Below are 18473 nucleotides of genomic sequence, written 5' to 3'. Positions count from 1 at the left end.
GGCGGGATTTTACTGGATTAGTGGGGTAACGGCTATCGCTTAGTCGGTTTGCTGCGTCGGAATGTTCAGACCCAGCATCACCGGGCGGTAAAAACCGCCACCCAGGCGCTTGGCACCGAGTCGAGCCAGCAAGAAGCCCAGGCCGCCGCCCAGCAGAGCACCAATGATCTCGGAGGGTTCCTCTCCGACTGGCCACTGCACCGAAACCAGTTTGCCAGCCAGGGCCCCAAGCAGCAAAAACAGCACCGGCACCATGTAAACCAGCAAGGCACTGGTCAGCAAACTGCGTTCGGGAATGCCAATGCGCACCTGCTGCCCGACATGCACCGGTGCTGTGAGGGCAATTTCCAGCAGTTGCGGCCGCCCCGGCATCGCCTTGGCGATGGCTCCGACACCACAGCTTTCCTGTTGATGGCAGTGCCCACAGGCGCTCTTGCGGCGACATTCAACTTGCGCCCAGGTATCGCCAACGGCCACCACGGTAGCAACGGATTCAATCATGGTCTGACCCCCTTGGCGAGTGAATGTAGCGATTCGGCTATCCGTTGCGCCGTCTGCGCAGGAACTTCGCCTACCACTGTCACTTCAACCTTATGATCATTCAACAGGCGGAGCAAGCTAGTCGCGCCCTGTCGGACCAGTTGCTCGCCCATCCCGCTCTCAGGCGCCGACAGGTAGATAGAGACATCGACCAAGCCATCACTAACCATCATATAATCGACCATCTCTCCGGTTCCCACCAGGGGATGGCGATCGGTGGACATCACCCGGAAACCCTTGGGTAACCAACCCGGCGCCCAACCGAGCTCCTGTTGCGGCGCCTGATAGGCTTGTTCCGTGGTGACGGCGCGGGGCAATTTGACCTTATCCAGCGCCAATAACCAACTGCTGGGCTCCGGCATGATCCGCAGATCCACGCCCATGAACTGCTCGACCAGATTGCCGCCTTCATCGATCAGATCCAGACGCAACAACAGGCCCGAGGCCTGCTCCAGCCAGAGCACAAAACCATACTTGCTCGGATCTTTGGGCGCCAGGCGTACGACCTGAACCGGCAAACCAGCGATGCGATTACGCCCGGTGACCACAGGATCATAACTCTTCAGCACCTGTTCGAGATTCATACCCAGCACGGCAGACCAGAACCCAGGCATACGCGCTCCGCTCAGGGTGTAGGGATCGGTTCCTGCCTCAAAGAAGCTGATCTCGTTATTACGCTTGAGATATTCACTCGGACGACCATTGAGGTAAATGAGATGGGAGAGTTCGCTCTCTTCAGACACCGCATGGGAAAAACGCAGCGGCTCTATGGTTCCCTGACGAACCTTGATCAGCGAGAGCTCGAAATTGTAGTGGTGATAAGCCCGCTGCATCTGTTGCAACAAGGCCTCGGCAGATGGCGTATCTGTCGAGGCCCGGGCACAGGTGAAGAGAGCGGCAAGAAGCAAAACCAGAGTCAACAGCCGCACGAAGAAGGTCTCTCCTGATTATTCATTAGCCTGATGCAGACGTTGCTGCAACTGATGATCACGCAAGAAAGCCGCGATACGCTCCCGCTCCACCTGGCGCTGCTCCTGGGTCATGGCCGGTTGCGGCACATGCTCCAGTGGCTGGCGGTTGGTTTGGAAATTGACGCTGACCGGCGTCGCCATCCCCCCGACAGGTACGGTATTCAGAACCGGTGTCGGCGCCAATTGCGAGTTGTTGGCCAACTGGTACTGCTGCACACCGAGAATGGACACGGCAGCGACCGATGCGGCGATCGCAAACTGGCCACCATATCGCAGCAGAGAGACCGCCATCGGCCGAACTCGTTCGCGCCACGAAGTCGGACGCGGAGCCAGAATAGTCGGCTCATCCTGCAACGCCAGAGCAACCCGATCGGCCAGATCGAACATCAAAGTGGCAGGCAACTCATCACGCATCGCATCACCCACCAGATGATAACGAGCCCAAGTCTCCTGCTGTTCCTTGTCTTGTGCTACGGACTTCAGCCAGCTAGCCTCGGCGGCCTCGCCATCCATCAGCACAGAAATCCGTTCATTATTCGCCATAGTCAATCTGACTGCTCCTATTAGCGCTGCAACAAAGGCTGGATCCGTTTATCGATTGCTTCACGAGCCCGGAAAATTCGTGAACGGACTGTCCCCACCGGACAATCCATCACTTCAGCGATTTCGTCATAACTCAGGCCTTCGATCTCCCGAAGGGTAATCGCAGTTCGCAAATCTTCTGGCAAGCTCTCCAGAGTCAAGGAGACTTCCCGCCGAATTTCCGCCGACAGCATCAGATTTTCCGGATTGGCCACCTCATGCAGGTTCTCAGCCCCTTCATAAGTTTCCGCATCCTGACTATCCACATCCATATCGGGCGGGCGACGCCCCTGAGCGACTATGTAATTCTTCGCCGTATTGACGGCAATCCGATACAACCAGGTGTAAAAGGCACTATCGCCGCGAAAATCCGGGATGGCGCGGTAAGCTTTGATAAAGGCTTCCTGCGCCACATCGGGGACATCCCCGGGATTATTCACGTACCTCGACACCAGACTGACCACCTTATGCTGGTACTTTTTCACCAGCAGGTTGAAGGCGTTTTTATCGCCGCGCTGTATGCGCTCAATCAACTGCTGATCAATACTGTTCTGGTCGCTCATTGGAGCCGGAAAACCCCCATCAGGTCGTAGCCACTGTCGGCTCGAAATAAGCGCATATAATCAGACACACTGTTTTTATAAAAGTTCGCGCTTATGCAAAAAAACGTGATCCAGGCTGCATCGAATCAGCAAATTGGGCTAACATGAGCCTTTCCCACCCAAGCCAATGATACTTATGAAACAGAACGTTGAATACAGCTGTGATGTTCTTATCATTGGCAGTGGTGCCGCCGGCCTCTCCCTCGCGTTGCGTCTCGCCGAGCACGTGCGGGTGATGGTATTGAGCAAGGGACCCTTGAGTGAGGGGGCCACCTACTATGCCCAAGGAGGCATCGCTGCCGTTTTCGATGAAAAGGACAGTATCGAGTCCCACGTCAGCGACACCCTGAATGCTGGTGCCGGTCTGTGTGACCGGGATGCGGTCGAGTTTACCGCCCGCAATGCCAAGCGTTGTATCGAATGGCTGATCCAGCAAGGTGTGCCTTTCGATCAGGTGGAGTCAGCCACGGAAGATGGCCTGCCGGCCTATCACCTGACTCGGGAAGGTGGCCATAGCCATCGCCGCATTTTCCACACCGCCGATGCCACCGGCAAAACGGTACAGATCACGCTCGTGGATCAGGTGCGCAGTCACCCGAATATCCAGTTGATGGAGCGCTTCAATGCGGTCGATCTCATCACCACCCGCAAGCTGGGTCTGCCCGGAAACCGGGTGTTGGGTGCCTATATCTGGAACCGCAACCGCGAAGAGGTCGAGGTGGTCCGCGCCCGTTTTGTGGCGGTGGCGACCGGAGGAGCCTCCAAGGTCTATCAATACACCTCGAATCCAGACGTCAGCTCCGGCGACGGTATTGCCATGGCCTGGCGCGCCGGGTGTCGGGTGGCCAACATGGAATTCAACCAGTTCCATCCCACCACCCTGTTTCATCCGGAAGATCGCAACTTCCTGCTCACCGAAGCCCTGCGCGGTGAGGGCGCCTATCTGCGCCGTCCCGATGGCTCGCGCTTCATGACCGATTTCGACCCCAGAGGCGAACTGGCTCCCCGCGACATAGTCGCCCGCGCCATCGACTACGAGATGAAGCGTCTGGGAGCCGATTGCATGTATCTGGATATCAGCCATAAACCGGCCGATTTCATCGTCAAGCACTTCCCGACCATCTATGAACGCTGCATGAAGATCGGCATCGACATCACCAGCCAGTCGATTCCTGTGGTACCAGCTGCACACTACACCTGTGGTGGCGTGATGATCGATCACAAGGGCCAGACCGATGTGCCTGGTCTGTATGCCATTGGTGAAGTCTCTTATACCGGTCTGCACGGTGCCAACCGAATGGCCTCCAACTCCTTGCTGGAGTGCGTGGTCTTCGCGCATGCCGCTGCCGAAGATATTCTCGCCCGTCTGCCGATGAGCAGTGAGCCGCCCTCGCTACCGGCATGGGACGAGAGCAAGGTGATCGATTCCGACGAAGAGGTGGTCATCCAGCATAATTGGCATGAGCTACGGCTGTTTATGTGGGATTACGTCGGCATAGTTCGTACCGATAAACGCTTGGCTCGCGCCAAACGGCGGATTGATTTACTCAAGCAGGAAGTTCAGGAGTACTACACCAATTTCCGCGTCTCGAATAATTTGCTGGAGTTGCGCAATTTGCTGCAGGTGGCCGAATTAATTGTCCATTCCGCGATTAGCCGTAAGGAGTCGCGAGGCTTGCATTACAACCTCGATTATCCGGATCAGTTACCTAATCCGACCCCCACCATTCTAATCCCGGAAAATTTCTGAACCGGAGAGGATGATGGAATATGAATGAAACGAGGGGCATTAGCCCCTCTCTTTTTTAAGCCACCGACTGACTGAGACCAGGAATACCGAACTTCAACGAGTTAGGTCTAATCCAGTGAGCTACTTGATAATCTCGTCGATCACATCGACGATACTCTGGGTATGACGCTTATAGGCGACGACACCATTTCTTTTTTCAATCAAACATAACGAATAACTACCGCTGATATCCTGGATCCCCAAGGACCTCAAACGCTCGATCCGCGCTTTGAAACTATCAATCTCCTTGCGCAGCCGGTCTTCCTGGGAGCTGTATGAAATAAAGCCGCCGCTCACCGCTTCTCCTGCCGTAGTCAACGAAGCACCGACCGTCAATGACTTATGGTTGTGGCTGACCTCGAAGACGCTATGAGCATCCGGTGACCGCTCTTCGACCTCCGGATATTTCAGCGAAATCTTCACATCCTTGTAGGTGCCGGTAATGGTCTTGTCTTCCGGATAATCCGTGACCAAAAAATCATTCGCCTTCATATAGCTCGCGGCGAAGCTTTTGATTTCACCAATCATATTCGCCACCGAAGATATAAATTGTTCATGTCTTATTTTACTGAGTCGGTCGAACTCTTCCTTGACGTCGGCATGTTCCCTGATTAAAGCCAGACTCATAATGCTACTCCTGTGCAATGAATTACTTCATGGTATGGAATGAACTATTGTAAAAACTTGATCCACGCCAGAAAGAGTAGAAGATAAAACCGAACTGTCAGCACAAATTAAGAAATAAAATAGACAGGCATTTACAATACTTATTCAACAGCGGAACAGCGCGAATAAATAACATCAAAAAACCATCTGAGCATTGCCCTCAAAACCGAGGCAACATCACATTTAACGAAAATATAAAGCTGGAGATAACAGCTTGCGATGAATATTCATGAATCGGTACATAACGCAATATACCGAGCCAGATGCCGATATTCCTGCGGCGCCAGACTGTCGGCAAATATCCATAATCGACAGGGCCGAGCGCCCTGCAAATCCAGCCACAAGAAGCCAGGACCGATGCGCGATCCACGACCCAGGGCATAACGCCGCTGCCGCCAGTACAGCCTGTTATCCACCCACACCAGGGTGAACCGACGCCGGTTGGCCTGGTACAAGGAATAGCTCAGACTCACGGCCAGGATCAGTAGGCACCCCAGTCCATAGGATTTCGGTAACCACTCCCAGCTCAACGCGGCCACCAGCAGGTGCCCGGCCAGTAACAGCAGTTGATGCCACCCAGAAGGCTCAATCGAGATGACGCGTCTGGTGGTGGTCACGGATCACCTCAATCAACTCCTGGAGTTCGGCATCAACCGGTGACTCACCACGCAACAGCCAGCGGAATAACTCCAGATCCGAAGACTCCAGCAGCCGCACAAAACCACGCTGGATCCGCTCGCTCAACTGCGGCAGATCCTCATCCATAAACGGCCGTAATATGACATCCAACTCCAGCATGCCACGGCGACACTGCCAACGCAGCCGCTCCCACTCCTTGTCATCTAACATCTGTGTCCCCTGAATAATCCGCATCCGCCATGGTAACAAGCTCGCTTTCCGGCTGACAAACGGCATTGCCATCATTACCATGAAGGTCACAAAAACGGATGCCTCCTCGAGGCCCAATCAGGAATTGCCAATGACCGATGCCTTCTCTTTGCCTGCACTCAGTCCCACCGAGCCTGGCCGTTATCTCCTCTCCCGCCTGGCCGTCATCCGTCTGACGGGAGCTGACCGGGCCAAATACCTGCAGAGCCAAGTCACCTGCGAGGTGACGGCACTGCTTCCAGGCCAGCAGAGCCTGGGTGGATACTGCGACGCCAAGGGTAAGCTATGGGGCGAGTTTCGATTGGTGGTGCTTGAAGATGCCTTACTGCTGCTGACCGAGCGCAGCCTGCTGCCGCGGATGTTACCGGAGCTGAAAAAATATGGCGTCTTCTCGAAAGTCGAAATTCTCGATGCCACAACCGACTATTCGCTGATGGGTGTGGCAGGCCAGGGCAGCGATAGCTGGCTCCAGACCCAGTTCGGTCTGGCCGACAGCGGCCTGCTCCCCGATGGCATGGCCATTCGCATCACCCCGGATCGCTGGCTTCTTGCCCGTGCAGCGGTAAAGCCGGAGCCATCGCTGTCGGAACGGGCCGAAGCCGACTGGTGGGGACAGGAGATCCTGGCGGGTTTACCCCATATGAGTGCCATCCATCAGGGCGAGTACATACCGCAGATGCTCAATCTGCAGGCTCTGGGCGGGATCAGCTTCAGCAAAGGTTGTTATATGGGTCAGGAGACGGTGGCCCGTGCCAAATACCGGGGTGCCAACAACCGCGGCCTGTTTATTTTGCAAGGTCGAGCCGACCAGACGGTGCAGCCCGGAGAGTCGCTAGAGCGGCAACTCGGCGAACAGTGGAAGCGCTCCGGTCAAGTTCTGGATGTGTGGCAACACGAGGGGCTGATACTGGCCACGGCCGTATTGCCGCTGGATACCGAGCTGGAGGCCCATTTCCGCATCAAAGATCAAATCGCCAGTCAGTTACGGCCGTTGCCGCTGCCCTACTCGCTGCTCGACTAACATCCGCGTCGTAACGACCGCACCAGGACCTGGCCTCGGTCGGGTCATATTCCGCAAGTTGGCGCTAGTGCAGGATCAGCAGATCACCGTGCGGTTGCTGCAACAGAGCGGGAACATGACTGCCCATGGTGAGATGGGCCGCCTGCGTGCGACCGGCGCCGACAATCAACAATTGGCTTTGTGCCGAAGCCCGGGCTTGTGCCAGCAAGGGCCCGAGATCTCCCCGAACTACCTGCCAACTTTGGGGAGGGTGAGGCAAACGGACCAGCCAGTCTGCCAGCTGATGCTCCGCCTGGCTCTGGGCCGCATCAGCTTGCTGCTCGGTTTGGCCCACCGGAGCTTCCAGCACCGAAACCACCGCCAGTTTCGCGTCCAACGCACGAGTCACACGATCGGCTCGAACCAACAATCCCTTCCCTTCCTCATTGAGCGGCAGGAAAAGCTGAAACGTCAGCGGTTGGCTCCAGAAGGGACGATTGCCATCCAGCACCAGCACATCGTGATGATGATGGGGTAACCCGGCCAGTTCCCCGACCAGTCCAGTCGCGAAACCAACATGTTGCTGCGCTCCCAGGATCAATAAATCACAGTGCAGTTGCGCGAGGGTGCTCTGGATCGCCGCGGCAACAGAGCCCGACTCGACGCGACACTCACCCAACTGGCAAGGCAGCGTGGCAACCTGCCGGGTCAGATAATCCAGGCTCTCCTGTTTAAGGCGCAGCAAGCTCTCGCTGCCGGCCAGTCCGGAAAATGGCTCATCCAGCGGCAGTACGCTCAGCACATGCAAACGCGCCGCCATTAACTGCGCCAGTTTACTGGCACGCTGCAACAGGTAGCTCACATCGTGCTGAAGATCCACGCTGACCAAGAGCTGGCGATAGTCCATGCGCAACCTCCACTGACAACGACTACTCCTTCTATCAGGCTAGGAAGTGAAGCCGCGATCTGCCAGTCATTCACGAAGAAAGCGGCGAGTCTCTCGAGCCTGGTACCACCGACTCTGGCGCGGCAGACTCTGGCACCGCTGACTCATCCTGGGTGGTCTCTGAATTCAGCGCCTGCTCATTGGTGACCCGGCGAATCGCACTGTACAGATCACTGCACAACCGGATGCCCTCATCCCCTTGCTTAATACCCGCCAGGTGTAGCCAGCGCGTCAGGGTGGTCCGACGTCCCGCCAGCCAGAGACGGCAACCCTTCTGTTGCAATGCCCGTTGTAAATCGGCCAGCATGCTCATGACACTGATGTCCAGATGGGAGAAGCAAGAGACGGCATCGACAATGATCAGGCTGGGTGGCTGCGGCGCCTGACGCAAGGAGGCCAGCACCCGACGCTTGAAATAGGGGGCATTGAAGTAACTCAACGAGGCATTAAAACGGTACACCACCACATGAGGAATGGCATGGATACCCCGGTTGTGTCCCAACGCATGTACCACTCCCGAAGCATCCACCCCCAGCAACTGATCGCTGGGCCGCATCATACTGCGCAAAAACTGGAACAGGCCCAGCAACACCGCCAAGGCGATACCTGGCATAACCCCGACTGTCAGCACCGCAAGGAGGGTGATCCATGCCAGCGCGAAGGCTCCGGGATCACTGCGCCGCAAAGCCCATAGACTGCGGAAATCGGTCAAGCTGGCGGCTGAAACCAGCAGAACCACGCCCAAGGTCGCCAACGGGATATATTGCAGTGGCGTGACCAGGAAAAACGTCACACTGCCGATGGCCAGTGCCGCAACGACTGAAACCATCTGGCTCATGCCTCCCGCTGCATCGTTGACTGCCGTGCGCGAGGCGGCGCCGCTGATGGCAAATCCCTGCGAGAAGGCTGCCGCGATATTGGCTAAGCCCAAGGCCCGAAACTCCTGATCAGCATCAATTTCATAATCGCGTTTGGCGGCAAAACTGCGGGCGGTGAGCATCATGCTGACAAAACTGACCAGGGCCAGGTTCAACGACGGCATGACCAACTCCCGCAGCAACGAGGGTGGAAATGCCGACCACTGCACGTTCGGTAGTCCGCTGGCGAGCGGCCCCAGCGTCATCACCTCAAACTGTTGCAAATCCAGTCCAAACGAAAGCAGCGCACAAGCCGCCATGACCAACAGAGTGCCAGGCCAGGCCGGTTGCCAGCGACGCAACACCAACAGACATAACAGCGTAAGCAGGCTGATCCCCACCGTGGGTCCGTGCATCTGGCGCAGATATTCGAAGCTGTTTGCCAGTCGCTCGATCAGACCCCGATCGGCATAGTGAAAGCCGAAGATACGGGCCAACTGCCCGACCATGATGGTGATGGCCACCCCGTTGAGCAGCCCCATCAGGATCGGTTGCGACAAAAAATCCGCTAGCGTACCAAATCGCAGGCGGCTGCCCAGCAGACACCAGATACCGGTCATCAGCGTCAGTACCACCACCAGCTGCCAATGTCGTACCGGATCCCCGGCAGCCAACGGCGTGACCACGGCGGCGATCACGGCACAGGTGGCGGCATCCGGGCCTATCATCAGCTGACGGGAAGAACCAAACAGGGCATATACCAGCATGGGCAGAATACAGGAGTAGAGTCCGGCGATCGGGCTGACACCGGCCAGCGCCGCGTAGGCGATCGCCACCGGCAGAGCCACCGCCGCCACCGAGAGTCCAGCCCGTAGATCGGCTCGCCACCATTCCCGGCGATAATCCAGCAGCGATGCCAGGCCAGGAGCCAGTCGTGCCAGATTCAATTTAGTCCACATATTGCACACTCCCTGTCACTCACTCGGTGCACCATGGCGACCATGGGTGGCCAGATCTTAATTATGAGCCATGATACTTAACATCCATGTCCAGATCGCGATAACGCCAAGAGCCGGACATTCGCAACTCTTATCTTGTGACTGGATTGGCTATTCCGACAAAATTGGGTAATTTGAATGCAATCCTTACTGTTGAGTTTTCACCCTATGTTGATGCTCAGCCGATCCCGCATCCTGGCTATAGGGCTGTTATGGTTGGCAACCTTGCCCATTCAAGCCGCCGATGCCGTTACCCTGCAACTGAAATGGGTCCACCAGTTCCAATTCGCCGGTTACTACATGGCACTGGAAAAGGGCTTCTATCGCGATGCCGGACTGGAGGTCACACTGCGCCCCAATGGCTATGCCGGTAGCTACGTATCACCGGTAGACGCTGTGCTGAGCGGTGATGCAACCTATGGAATATCCAACTCGGGGCTGGTGCGCGAGTACGCACAAGGCAAGCCGATTGTCGCTCTGGCAGCCACTTTGCAACACTCAGCAGTCAGCTGGCTGGTGCTGGATCGTCCCGATATCCGCAATCTGCACGATCTGGTCGGCAAACGCCTGATGACCGTATTTCCCTTGAGCGAAAGCGTCGAATTACTAGCCCCGTTTTCCAGTGAAGGGCTAGCGCTGGACAAGCTGAATCTGGTGCAGACCGTCTTCGATTTACAACCGTTGATCGACGGTGAAGTCGATGCCTACGACGCCTATGTCACCAATGAACCGTATCAACTGGAGCAAAAGGGGATCCCCTATCAGCTGATTGATCCTCGCACCTATGGCATCGATTTCTATGGGGATGTGCTCTTCACTTCCCGCAATGAATTGCTGTTTCATCCCGAACGCGTTCAAGCGTTTCGTCAAGCATCTCTGCAAGGCTGGAACTATGCCATGAGCCATATTCCAGAAACCATTCAGTTGATTCGCCAGCGCTATGCCCCCGAAAAAACGGTTGATCAGTTGCAATTTGAAGCCAATGCCATGCTCAGGTTGATGCAATCCGACCTCATCGACATCGGCCATATGAACCGTTGGCGCTGGCAGCGAATTGCCGAAATACAGTTGGATCATGCACAAGCCAGCAGCTTGGACTTGAGTAATTTCCTATACAGCGACGACCAGTTACACAGCCTGGTTGCTGAATACTTGCGTATCATCGGCTATGTATCCCTGCTGGCCGGAGTGCTATTGCTGATCACTGCTTGGTACTGTCGCCTGAACCAGCGGCTGCGGATGGAAATCAGCGCCCGACGCGAAGCTGAAGCCCGGTTGCGACAAATGTCGGAAACCGATGCCCTGACCGGATTGCACAATCTGCGTTATATCAATGAACAGTTGAGTGCCGAGCTGGCCCGTTACCAGCGCTATGGCCACGAATTCTGCGTCGTGATGCTGGATATCGATTTCTTCAAATCGGTCAATGATAACTGGGGCCATCCCGCCGGTGATCGGGTACTTAAGCAATTCGCACAGCGCTTGCAGGAAAAAACCCGTCATACCGACACCTTGGCCCGTATCGGGGGCGAGGAGTTTTTAGTCCTGCTCCGTAACGTATCGCTGGAACAAGCGTTGGTGGTAGCCGAAGGGGTGCGTCAGCACATCGAATCCTCCTCGTTCGAGCTCGGTAACCAGCACTATCAACCGTTGACCGCCAGTATCGGCGTCTGCGCGGTTACCCCGGAGACTGTTGAAGTCAGCGAGCTCTTTGCTCGTGCCGATCAAGCCCTGTATCAGGCGAAGTCGCAAGGTCGCAATCGCATCGAGTCAGCCCGCGAACCTCTTTCCTGCCCCCCCCAACTGGCGACCGATACCCCGAACTAGTTGGCCGTTGCAGTGGCCGCCGAGCTCGCAGACGAGAGTGCCTTGCCAGCCGCCTCTGTCACGGGTTGGGCCTGGCCCTGTACCCCAGTAGCGGCCTGATCCTGGATTTGTTGCTGCATGGAGGCCGGAGTCAAAAGAGCCTGCATGGCCTGTGGCCAAACCGGGACTGCTGCGGCAGCGCCCGTGGTTTCTGTGGCGGCATTCGCCAATGGCTCACTGAACACGGCGGACTTACCTTGTTGCTGTAACAGCACCGCCATTTGATTGGTTTGCGAGTTCCAGACAAAACCAGCTTTATCGGCCAAAGGACCTGTTACCGGATTTTTGGAAAGCACATAAAACAGCGGGCCTTCTTGCTGGATCTCGTCTGCCGTCTTCAACAGCGTCACCGCGGTACCATAATGCTCACCCAGTAAAGGCTGCATCCGATCCTTGATCAACGGCTGTTCGAACAGATCTACCTCGTTCGGATCAAAACCGACCAGCGGTTTGAGCAATGCCCACATCAATTGACTCTGAGCTCCGGCCAGCAGAGGCGCAACACAACCACTGAGCAACAGACTCACCAGTACAACTTTCAACAATCCGCGAACACGCATTTAACGAACTCCATGAGTTGACTCCAATAACCGCGCGCATCATATCCTGCCACTGTCAGTGGTCGAATTTATTTATCCGCAGGACCACCTACGATGCATACATTGATGGCCACCCCTCGGGATTTCCCCCAGAAATGATCTGGCCAGCAGAGTAAAAAAAAGGAGGCATTCATGCCTCCCTTGGTGACTCAATTGCCGAATTACAGGGCCTTGAGAATGTTCTCCACCGTACCCTTGGCATCGCCAAAGCACATGTGGGAGTTCTCCTTGAAGAACAGCGGATTCTGCACCCCGGCGTAACCGGTATTCATCGAGCGCTTGAACACGATGACATTCTGCGCCTTCCACACTTCCAGCACCGGCATGCCGGCGATCGGGCTGCCCGGATCTTCCATCGCCGCCGGATTCACGGTGTCGTTGGCACCGATCACCAGCACGGTATCGGTATCGGCGAAGTCCTCATTGATCTCGTCCATCTCCAGCACGATATCGTACGGTACCTTGGCTTCGGCCAGCAGCACGTTCATATGACCAGGCAGACGACCAGCCACCGGGTGAATACCGAAGCGCACCTTGATGCCGCGATCCCGCAGCTTCTGGGTGATTTCCGCCACCGGATACTGGGCCTGGGCGACCGCCATGCCGTAACCCGGGGTAATGATGACGGAGCTGGAGTTCTTCAGCAGATCCGCCACATCTTCCGGCTTCATCTCGCGATACTCACCCATCTCTTCATCTGACGCGGAGGAGCTAGCGCCATCGGTGCCAAAACCACCGGCGATCACCGAAATGAAAGAACGATTCATCGCCTTGCACATGATGTACGACAGAATGGCACCGGAAGAGCCCACCAGCGCACCGGTGACGATCAGCAGGTCGTTGGAGAGCATGAAGCCCGCCGCTGCCGCTGCCCAACCGGAGTAGGAGTTGAGCATGGAGACCACCACCGGCATGTCGGCGCCGCCGATGGAAGAGACCAGATGCCAACCGAAGGCCAGAGCAATCAGTGTCATCAGCAGGATAGCCCAGGTCGAGCCCCCCACATTGACGAAATACACCATCAAAACGAGAGATACGACCGCAGCCAGCAGATTCAGCTTATGCTTGTGGGGCAGGTTCAGCGGCTTGGAGCTGATAATGCCATTGAGCTTGCCGAAGGCGACGATGGAGCCGGTAAAGGTAACAGCGCCGATAAACACGCCGAGAAAGATTTCGGTCAGGTGAATGTTCAGCATGGCACCGACCAGGTGTCCGGAATGCCCCCCTTGCTGGTTTGCCAATTGGGCGATGGCTTGTTGCGCGGCCGCCAGTATCTCTTCCGGACTGCCGGAGAGTGGCAGAACCAGTTGTGCCGCGGCATCGGCTGGCAACAATTCGATGAAGCTATTGAAGCCCACCAGCACCGCCGCCAGACCGACGAAGCTGTGCAGAATAGCGACCAGTTCCGGCATCTGGGTCATCTCGACCTTCAGCGCCAGACGAGCACCCACTGCACCGCCAATCGCCATGGCAATCAGAATGTAGACAACGCCGCTCACGCTGGGGCTGGCAATCGTCGCGATCAGGGCAATCGCCATACCGACGATACCGAACCAGTTACCGTATTTGGCAGTTTCCTGCCTGGAGAGCCCGGCGAGGCTCAGGATGAACAGTACGGCAGCGATAATATAGGATGCCGTGGCCAATCCTTGAGACATGGTGTTTTCCCCTTAATCCTTACGGAACATCTTGAGCATACGGTGGGTCACGGTGAAGCCACCCACGATATTGATGGTTGCAATCAGCACGGCGACAAACGCCAGCGCCGCAATCAACCCCGAACCCGCGCCGATCTGCAGCAGTGCGCCGACCACGATAATGCCGGAGATGGCATTAGTGACCGACATCAGCGGTGTATGCAGCGAATGGGTGACGTTCCAGACCACGTAGTAACCGACTACGCACGCCAGAATAAAGACGGTGAAGTGTGACAAAAACTCCGGTGGTGCCACATGGCCTACCCAACCGAAACCGGCAATGCCTGCGGCTGCCAACCAGTATTTCAGCTTCGAGGGCTGCTTGGGCTCTTTGGCTACAGGAGCAGCGGCGGCTTCCTTCTTCGGCGCAGCCGAGACGCTGATGGCAGGCGGCGGGAAGGTCACTTCGCCGTCACGCACTACGCTCATGTTGCGCAGCACCACATCCTCGAAGTTGATATCGATGGTGCCGTCTTTTTCCTTGGACAGCAGCTTGGTCAGATTCACCAGGTTGGTAGCATACAGCTGGGACGACTGAGTCGGCAGGCGGCCCGGCAGGTCGGTATAACCGATCACCTTCACGCCACTGGCGGTGGTAATCAGCTCACCCGGTACCGTGTATTCACAGTTACCACCGGCCGCAGAGGCCAGATCGACGATGACCGAGCCCGGCTTCATGCTATCGACCATCTCCTGGGTGATGAGCTTGGGAGCCGGCTTGCCCGGGATCAGGGCTGTGGTGATGATGATATCCACTTCCTTGGCCTGTTCGGCGAACAGCGCCATTTCGGCGGCGATGAACTCTTCGGACATCACCTTGGCGTAACCGTCGGAGGAGCCGCCTTCTTCATTGCTGAAGTCGAGTTTCAGGAACTGACCACCCATGGATTCGATCTGCTCGGCTACTTCCAGGCGAGTATCGAACGCCCGGACGATAGCGCCGAGCGAACCAGCGGCCCCGATGGCCGCGAGACCGGCGACACCGGCACCGATGACCAGCACCTTGGCCGGAGGAACCTTACCGGCGGCGGTGATTTGGCCGGTAAAGAAACGACCAAAGGCATGGGCCGCTTCGACCACGGCGCGATAACCGCCGATGTTGGCCATGGAAGAGAGCGCATCCAGCGCCTGGGCGCGAGAGATCCGCGGCACCATATCCATCGCCAGGACATTGATCTTCTTGGCAGAGAGTTTGGCCACCAGGTCAGGATTCTGAGCGGGCCAAACGAAACTGACGAGGGTAGTGCCGTCTTGCAACAGGGCAATTTCGGCCTCGGAGGGCGCATTCACCTTATAGATGAGCGGCGATTGCCACAGGGTGGCAGTATCGACCACCACAGCACCTGCGGCTTCAAAGGCGGCATCATCAAAGCTGGCCAGAGCACCGGCACCAGACTCGACGGCCACGTCGAAGCCGAGCTTTTTCAGCTGCTCCACGGTGGCAGGGGTGGCGGCCACCCGAGTTTCACCGGCGAGACTCTCTCTCGGTATACCAATCTGCATGTCTATTCCCTGATATTGAATAAAGGTCGCGATTACCTGTAACACCAACTGGGGAGTGCTACAGTCGTGCGTGGAGACAACCAGCATCACCACGACTAACGTATAAGGCAGTACGGGGCATGATTTGTAACAAATTTTACCCTCTTTTGACACCAGACCAGTCACCTGTTCCTGGGGTCATCAATGCCGAAAAGCCGGTCTTGCTGCCGGTCTTCGAGGGCCTGTGCCGCGCGATCCTACCTTCCCCGATGACCCACAACGGGGCCATCGACAAAATGGGTCTCACACTGTAGCCGGTATATTTGCGAAAAAAAACGCTTCGGCTAGCACCAGTTAGAATAAATTCGCCCTATTTGCTACTTTCTGTTCTATTCATAAAAAATTTTTAGCAAAAAAGATCTAAACCGACCAATGACACGTAAACAACTCAGCCTTGTTTGAGGAGCTGACTATGCGCCTAGTATCGATCCTGATGTTGTTCCTGTTAACCGGTTGCAGCGGCACCCCCGACGGCTTGACCCCCGTCAGTGGCTTTGATGGTCAACGCTATCTGGGAACCTGGTATGAGATAGCCCGCCTCGACCACTCCTTCGAACACGGGTTGGAACGGGTCACCGCCCACTACAGCCTGGATCCGGACGGCAGCATCCGGGTCATCAATCGCGGTTATGATCCAGCGCAGCAGAAGTGGCAGCAAGCCGAAGGTATCGCCAAGTTCGTCTCAAGCCCCGATGTCGGTCACCTCAAAGTGAGCTTTTTTGGCCCCTTCTATGGCGGCTACAACGTCCTGCTACTGGAAGCCGATTATCAGTACGCGCTGGTCAGCGGTCCAAACCGTGACTATCTCTGGCTTCTGGCCCGCACGCCTACCCTGGCCCCCGCTACATACGACCAGATTATCGAACAGGCCCGACAGATGGGTTTCGATACCCAACAACTGATCCGCGTCAAACAATGAGTCGTCACGGCCAGCATAGGCAACAAAGCCAACCTCGCGGTTGGCTTTGTTGTGCTGATCACTTACAACGCGCAACATAGCCCGCAGGTATCTAGCGATACATAGCCTCGATTTCGGCACCGAATGCCTGCTCGATAGCCTTGCGGCGCAACTTCAGGGTCGGCGTCAGCTCACCCTTCTCCATCGAGAAGGGGCGCGACAGCAGAGTAAACTTTTTCACCTGCTCGTACTTGGCAAGACCGGATTGCAATTCGTTGATCCGGGCCTCGAAGAAGGCGACCACCTTGCCATGCCGTAACAACTCCACCTGGCTGTGACAATTCAAGCCAATCGAACGAGCGTACTCTTCCACCGCTTCGAAACAGGGCACAATCAGTGCCGAGACAAAGTGCCGGGCATCGGCAATCACAGCAATCTGTTCGATGAAGCGATCCTGGGACAAAGCCCCCTCGACCAACTGCGGCGCCACATATTTGCCATTCGAGGTCTTCATCAACTCTTTGAGTCGCTCGGTAAATAGCAAACGCCCCTGTGCATCCAGATCTCCGGCATCCCCGGTACGGAAATAGCCATCCTCGGTGAAGACCTTGGCGGTCTCCTCCGGTTTGTTGTAGTAACCACGCATCACGGTTGGGCCTTTGACCTGGATCTCCTTGTCGTCACCCAGACGGATCTGCAAACCGTTCAGCGGCGTGCCAATGGTGCCGATCGCCAGATCATCGATATTCGGGCAAGAAACCGTGGCACTGGTTTCGGTCAGACCATAGCCGCACTTGATGTTCAGACCGGCGGCGTTGAAGAACAGGTTAATCTCGTCTGCCAGGCGCGCACCACCCACGGGTAAAAACCGCACCCGGCCACCAAAGCGTTGACGCAAGGTCGAAAACAGCAGCTTGTCCGCCAACTTGAATTGCAACCCTAACCACAGCCCGAGCGACTCCCCGCTGCGCTTCACCTCGAGAGCCTTAAGCCCAACGCCTTTAGCCCAATAGAACAACTGACGACGTACTGGATTGGCGCTATCGGCCTTACCATGAATGATGTTGTAGGCTTTCTCGTAGACTCGGGGCACAGCACACATCACGGTTGGACGCACATCGTGCAACACCGACATCACCGCTTGTGGATCCCGGATGTAGACATTGACCGCCCCCCGGTAGAGAACGTAGTAACTCCAGTAACGCTCATAGACGTGACTCAGCGGCAACAGCGCCAGGGAGACATCATCGTGTCCGACGGTTACCCGCTGATCGTGCATCACCAGCACAGCCGCCAGATTGTTGAAGTCGACCATCACCCCTTTGGGCTCGCCTGTGGTACCCGAGGTGTAAACCAGGGTCAACAGATCGTCCATGCGATACTCGGTCGCCCGACGCGCCAATTCGGTCATGCTCGGCTCATGATTGCCATACTGCAGCAAGGCATCAAAACGCATGGCTTGCGGGCACTGACGCAAGTCCACTTGCTCATCAAAACAGATGATGTGATCCAGCTCCCCTTCCTGTAGCAGCTGCAACGCCAGATCAAACTGCGGTTGTTCGCCGACAAACAGGGTACGGATCCCGGCATCGCGCACGATATAGCGGGTCTGTTCCAGGGTATTGGTCGGATAAAGAGGTACCACCACCCCGCGAGCCGCCAGGATGCCGAGATCAGCCTGGGTCCATTCGGGCATATTGCGGGAAAAGATCCCCACCATCTGCTGGGGTTGTAAACCGAGGCGGATCAACGCCTGGGCCAAGAAGTCGATGCTGTGGCCCAAGGCCTGCCAGCTGATATCGCGCCATTGTCCATCCTGCTGGACCCGTAACGCCGCTTTGTTCTTCAATCCCTCGATTCGCGTACGAAAAACTCGAACCAAATGAAGCTCATGCATCAGGATTCACCTATCTATTTACAGTTGTACGGCCAAACAGACACTCATTATAGGCCTTGGGCTTCAGGATCCCATATTTTGGCGTACAGGTGTTAGCTTTTTGAAAAAGCCCGCCGTGAGGCGCAGAATAGTGAC

17 protein-coding genes are annotated in these 18473 nt (G+C 56.4%); 4 read left to right on the top strand and 13 right to left on the bottom strand.

Going from position 1 to position 18473, the window contains the following annotated elements; genetic code table 11:
• Positions 1-39: 39 nt before the first annotated feature.
• From ACZYUB_RS02535 to rpoE, 4 genes are read right to left on the bottom strand one after another with little or no spacing between them, the layout of a single operon-like run.
• A complete protein-coding gene (locus tag ACZYUB_RS02535; protein WP_463945278.1) occupies positions 40-501 on the bottom strand; it encodes a SoxR reducing system RseC family protein in 462 nt (153 codons plus the stop codon).
• Positions 498-1469: a MucB/RseB C-terminal domain-containing protein gene (locus ACZYUB_RS02530; protein WP_463945276.1), complete on the bottom strand. Its 972-nt coding sequence runs from the start codon at positions 1467-1469 to the stop codon at positions 498-500. Before ACZYUB_RS02530 ends, ACZYUB_RS02535 begins: the two co-directional genes overlap by 4 nt.
• Before the next feature lie 18 nt (positions 1470-1487).
• Positions 1488-2054, bottom strand: a complete 567-nt coding sequence (locus tag ACZYUB_RS02525) for an RseA family anti-sigma factor (protein ID WP_463945274.1) — start codon at positions 2052-2054, stop codon at positions 1488-1490.
• Positions 2055-2074: 20 nt separating this feature from the next.
• On the bottom strand, positions 2075-2656 hold the full coding sequence (gene rpoE / locus ACZYUB_RS02520; protein WP_463945272.1) for an RNA polymerase sigma factor RpoE: 582 nt from the start codon (positions 2654-2656) through the stop codon (positions 2075-2077).
• Between the two features lie 175 nt (positions 2657-2831).
• Here rpoE and nadB point away from each other — a divergent pair, with 175 nt between their 5' ends.
• Positions 2832-4445, top strand: a complete 1614-nt coding sequence (gene nadB / locus ACZYUB_RS02515; RefSeq protein ID WP_463945270.1) for an L-aspartate oxidase — start codon at positions 2832-2834, stop codon at positions 4443-4445.
• 120 nt (positions 4446-4565) lie between these two features.
• On the opposite strand, the gene ACZYUB_RS02510 is transcribed toward nadB, so the two are convergent.
• The 3 genes from ACZYUB_RS02510 to ACZYUB_RS02500 form a co-directional block, all read right to left on the bottom strand.
• The gene (locus ACZYUB_RS02510) at positions 4566-5111 is read right to left on the bottom strand and encodes a hypothetical protein (protein WP_463945268.1); all 546 of its coding nucleotides are present in this window, start codon (positions 5109-5111) and stop codon (positions 4566-4568) included.
• A gap of 266 nt (positions 5112-5377) precedes the next feature.
• A complete protein-coding gene (locus ACZYUB_RS02505) occupies positions 5378-5767 on the bottom strand; it encodes a protein YgfX (protein WP_463945266.1) in 390 nt (129 codons plus the stop codon).
• Positions 5736-5999, bottom strand: a complete 264-nt coding sequence (locus ACZYUB_RS02500) for an FAD assembly factor SdhE (protein ID WP_463945264.1) — start codon at positions 5997-5999, stop codon at positions 5736-5738. Before ACZYUB_RS02500 ends, ACZYUB_RS02505 begins: the two co-directional genes overlap by 32 nt.
• A gap of 130 nt (positions 6000-6129) precedes the next feature.
• Here ACZYUB_RS02500 and ygfZ point away from each other — a divergent pair, with 130 nt between their 5' ends.
• On the top strand, positions 6130-7059 hold the full coding sequence (gene ygfZ / locus ACZYUB_RS02495) for a CAF17-like 4Fe-4S cluster assembly/insertion protein YgfZ (RefSeq protein ID WP_463945262.1): 930 nt from the start codon (positions 6130-6132) through the stop codon (positions 7057-7059).
• A 64-nt stretch (positions 7060-7123) separates the two neighbouring features.
• Here ygfZ and ACZYUB_RS02490 read toward each other — a convergent pair whose 3' ends face one another.
• Both ACZYUB_RS02490 and ACZYUB_RS02485 read right to left on the bottom strand, forming a co-directional pair.
• Entirely contained in the window at positions 7124-7945 is an 822-nt protein-coding gene (locus tag ACZYUB_RS02490) for a universal stress protein (protein WP_463945260.1), read from the bottom strand.
• Between the two features lie 70 nt (positions 7946-8015).
• Positions 8016-9800 (bottom strand): SulP family inorganic anion transporter, encoded by a 1785-nt coding sequence (locus ACZYUB_RS02485; protein ID WP_463945258.1) that lies wholly within the window; start codon positions 9798-9800, stop codon positions 8016-8018.
• Between the two features lie 177 nt (positions 9801-9977).
• Here ACZYUB_RS02485 and ACZYUB_RS02480 point away from each other — a divergent pair, with 177 nt between their 5' ends.
• Entirely contained in the window at positions 9978-11666 is a 1689-nt protein-coding gene (locus ACZYUB_RS02480; protein ID WP_463945256.1) for a diguanylate cyclase, read from the top strand.
• Here the strand turns inward: ACZYUB_RS02480 and ACZYUB_RS02475 are convergent.
• The 3 genes from ACZYUB_RS02475 to pntA all read right to left on the bottom strand — a co-directional run bounded on the left by ACZYUB_RS02475 (position 11663) and on the right by pntA (position 15504).
• Positions 11663-12265: a hypothetical protein gene (locus ACZYUB_RS02475; protein ID WP_463945254.1), complete on the bottom strand. Its 603-nt coding sequence runs from the start codon at positions 12263-12265 to the stop codon at positions 11663-11665. The genes ACZYUB_RS02480 and ACZYUB_RS02475 overlap by 4 nt on opposite strands.
• Positions 12266-12465: 200 nt before the next feature.
• Entirely contained in the window at positions 12466-13962 is a 1497-nt protein-coding gene (gene pntB, locus ACZYUB_RS02470; RefSeq protein WP_463945252.1) for a Re/Si-specific NAD(P)(+) transhydrogenase subunit beta, read from the bottom strand.
• A gap of 12 nt (positions 13963-13974) precedes the next feature.
• Positions 13975-15504, bottom strand: coding sequence for a Re/Si-specific NAD(P)(+) transhydrogenase subunit alpha (gene pntA, locus ACZYUB_RS02465; protein WP_463945250.1), 1530 nt, complete (start codon positions 15502-15504; stop codon positions 13975-13977).
• A gap of 451 nt (positions 15505-15955) precedes the next feature.
• Between pntA and ACZYUB_RS02460 the strand changes: the two genes are divergently transcribed.
• Positions 15956-16462, top strand: coding sequence for a lipocalin family protein (locus ACZYUB_RS02460; protein WP_463945248.1), 507 nt, complete (start codon positions 15956-15958; stop codon positions 16460-16462).
• A gap of 91 nt (positions 16463-16553) precedes the next feature.
• Here the strand turns inward: ACZYUB_RS02460 and ACZYUB_RS02455 are convergent, their stop codons facing one another.
• The gene (locus tag ACZYUB_RS02455) at positions 16554-18338 is read right to left on the bottom strand and encodes an AMP-dependent synthetase/ligase (protein WP_463945246.1); all 1785 of its coding nucleotides are present in this window, start codon (positions 18336-18338) and stop codon (positions 16554-16556) included.
• Positions 18339-18473 lie beyond the last annotated feature (135 nt).

It is taken from the genome of Pseudaeromonas sp. HNCC25DJ182 (assembly GCF_055413365.1).
This window is presented reverse-complemented; position numbering and strand designations above follow the sequence as displayed.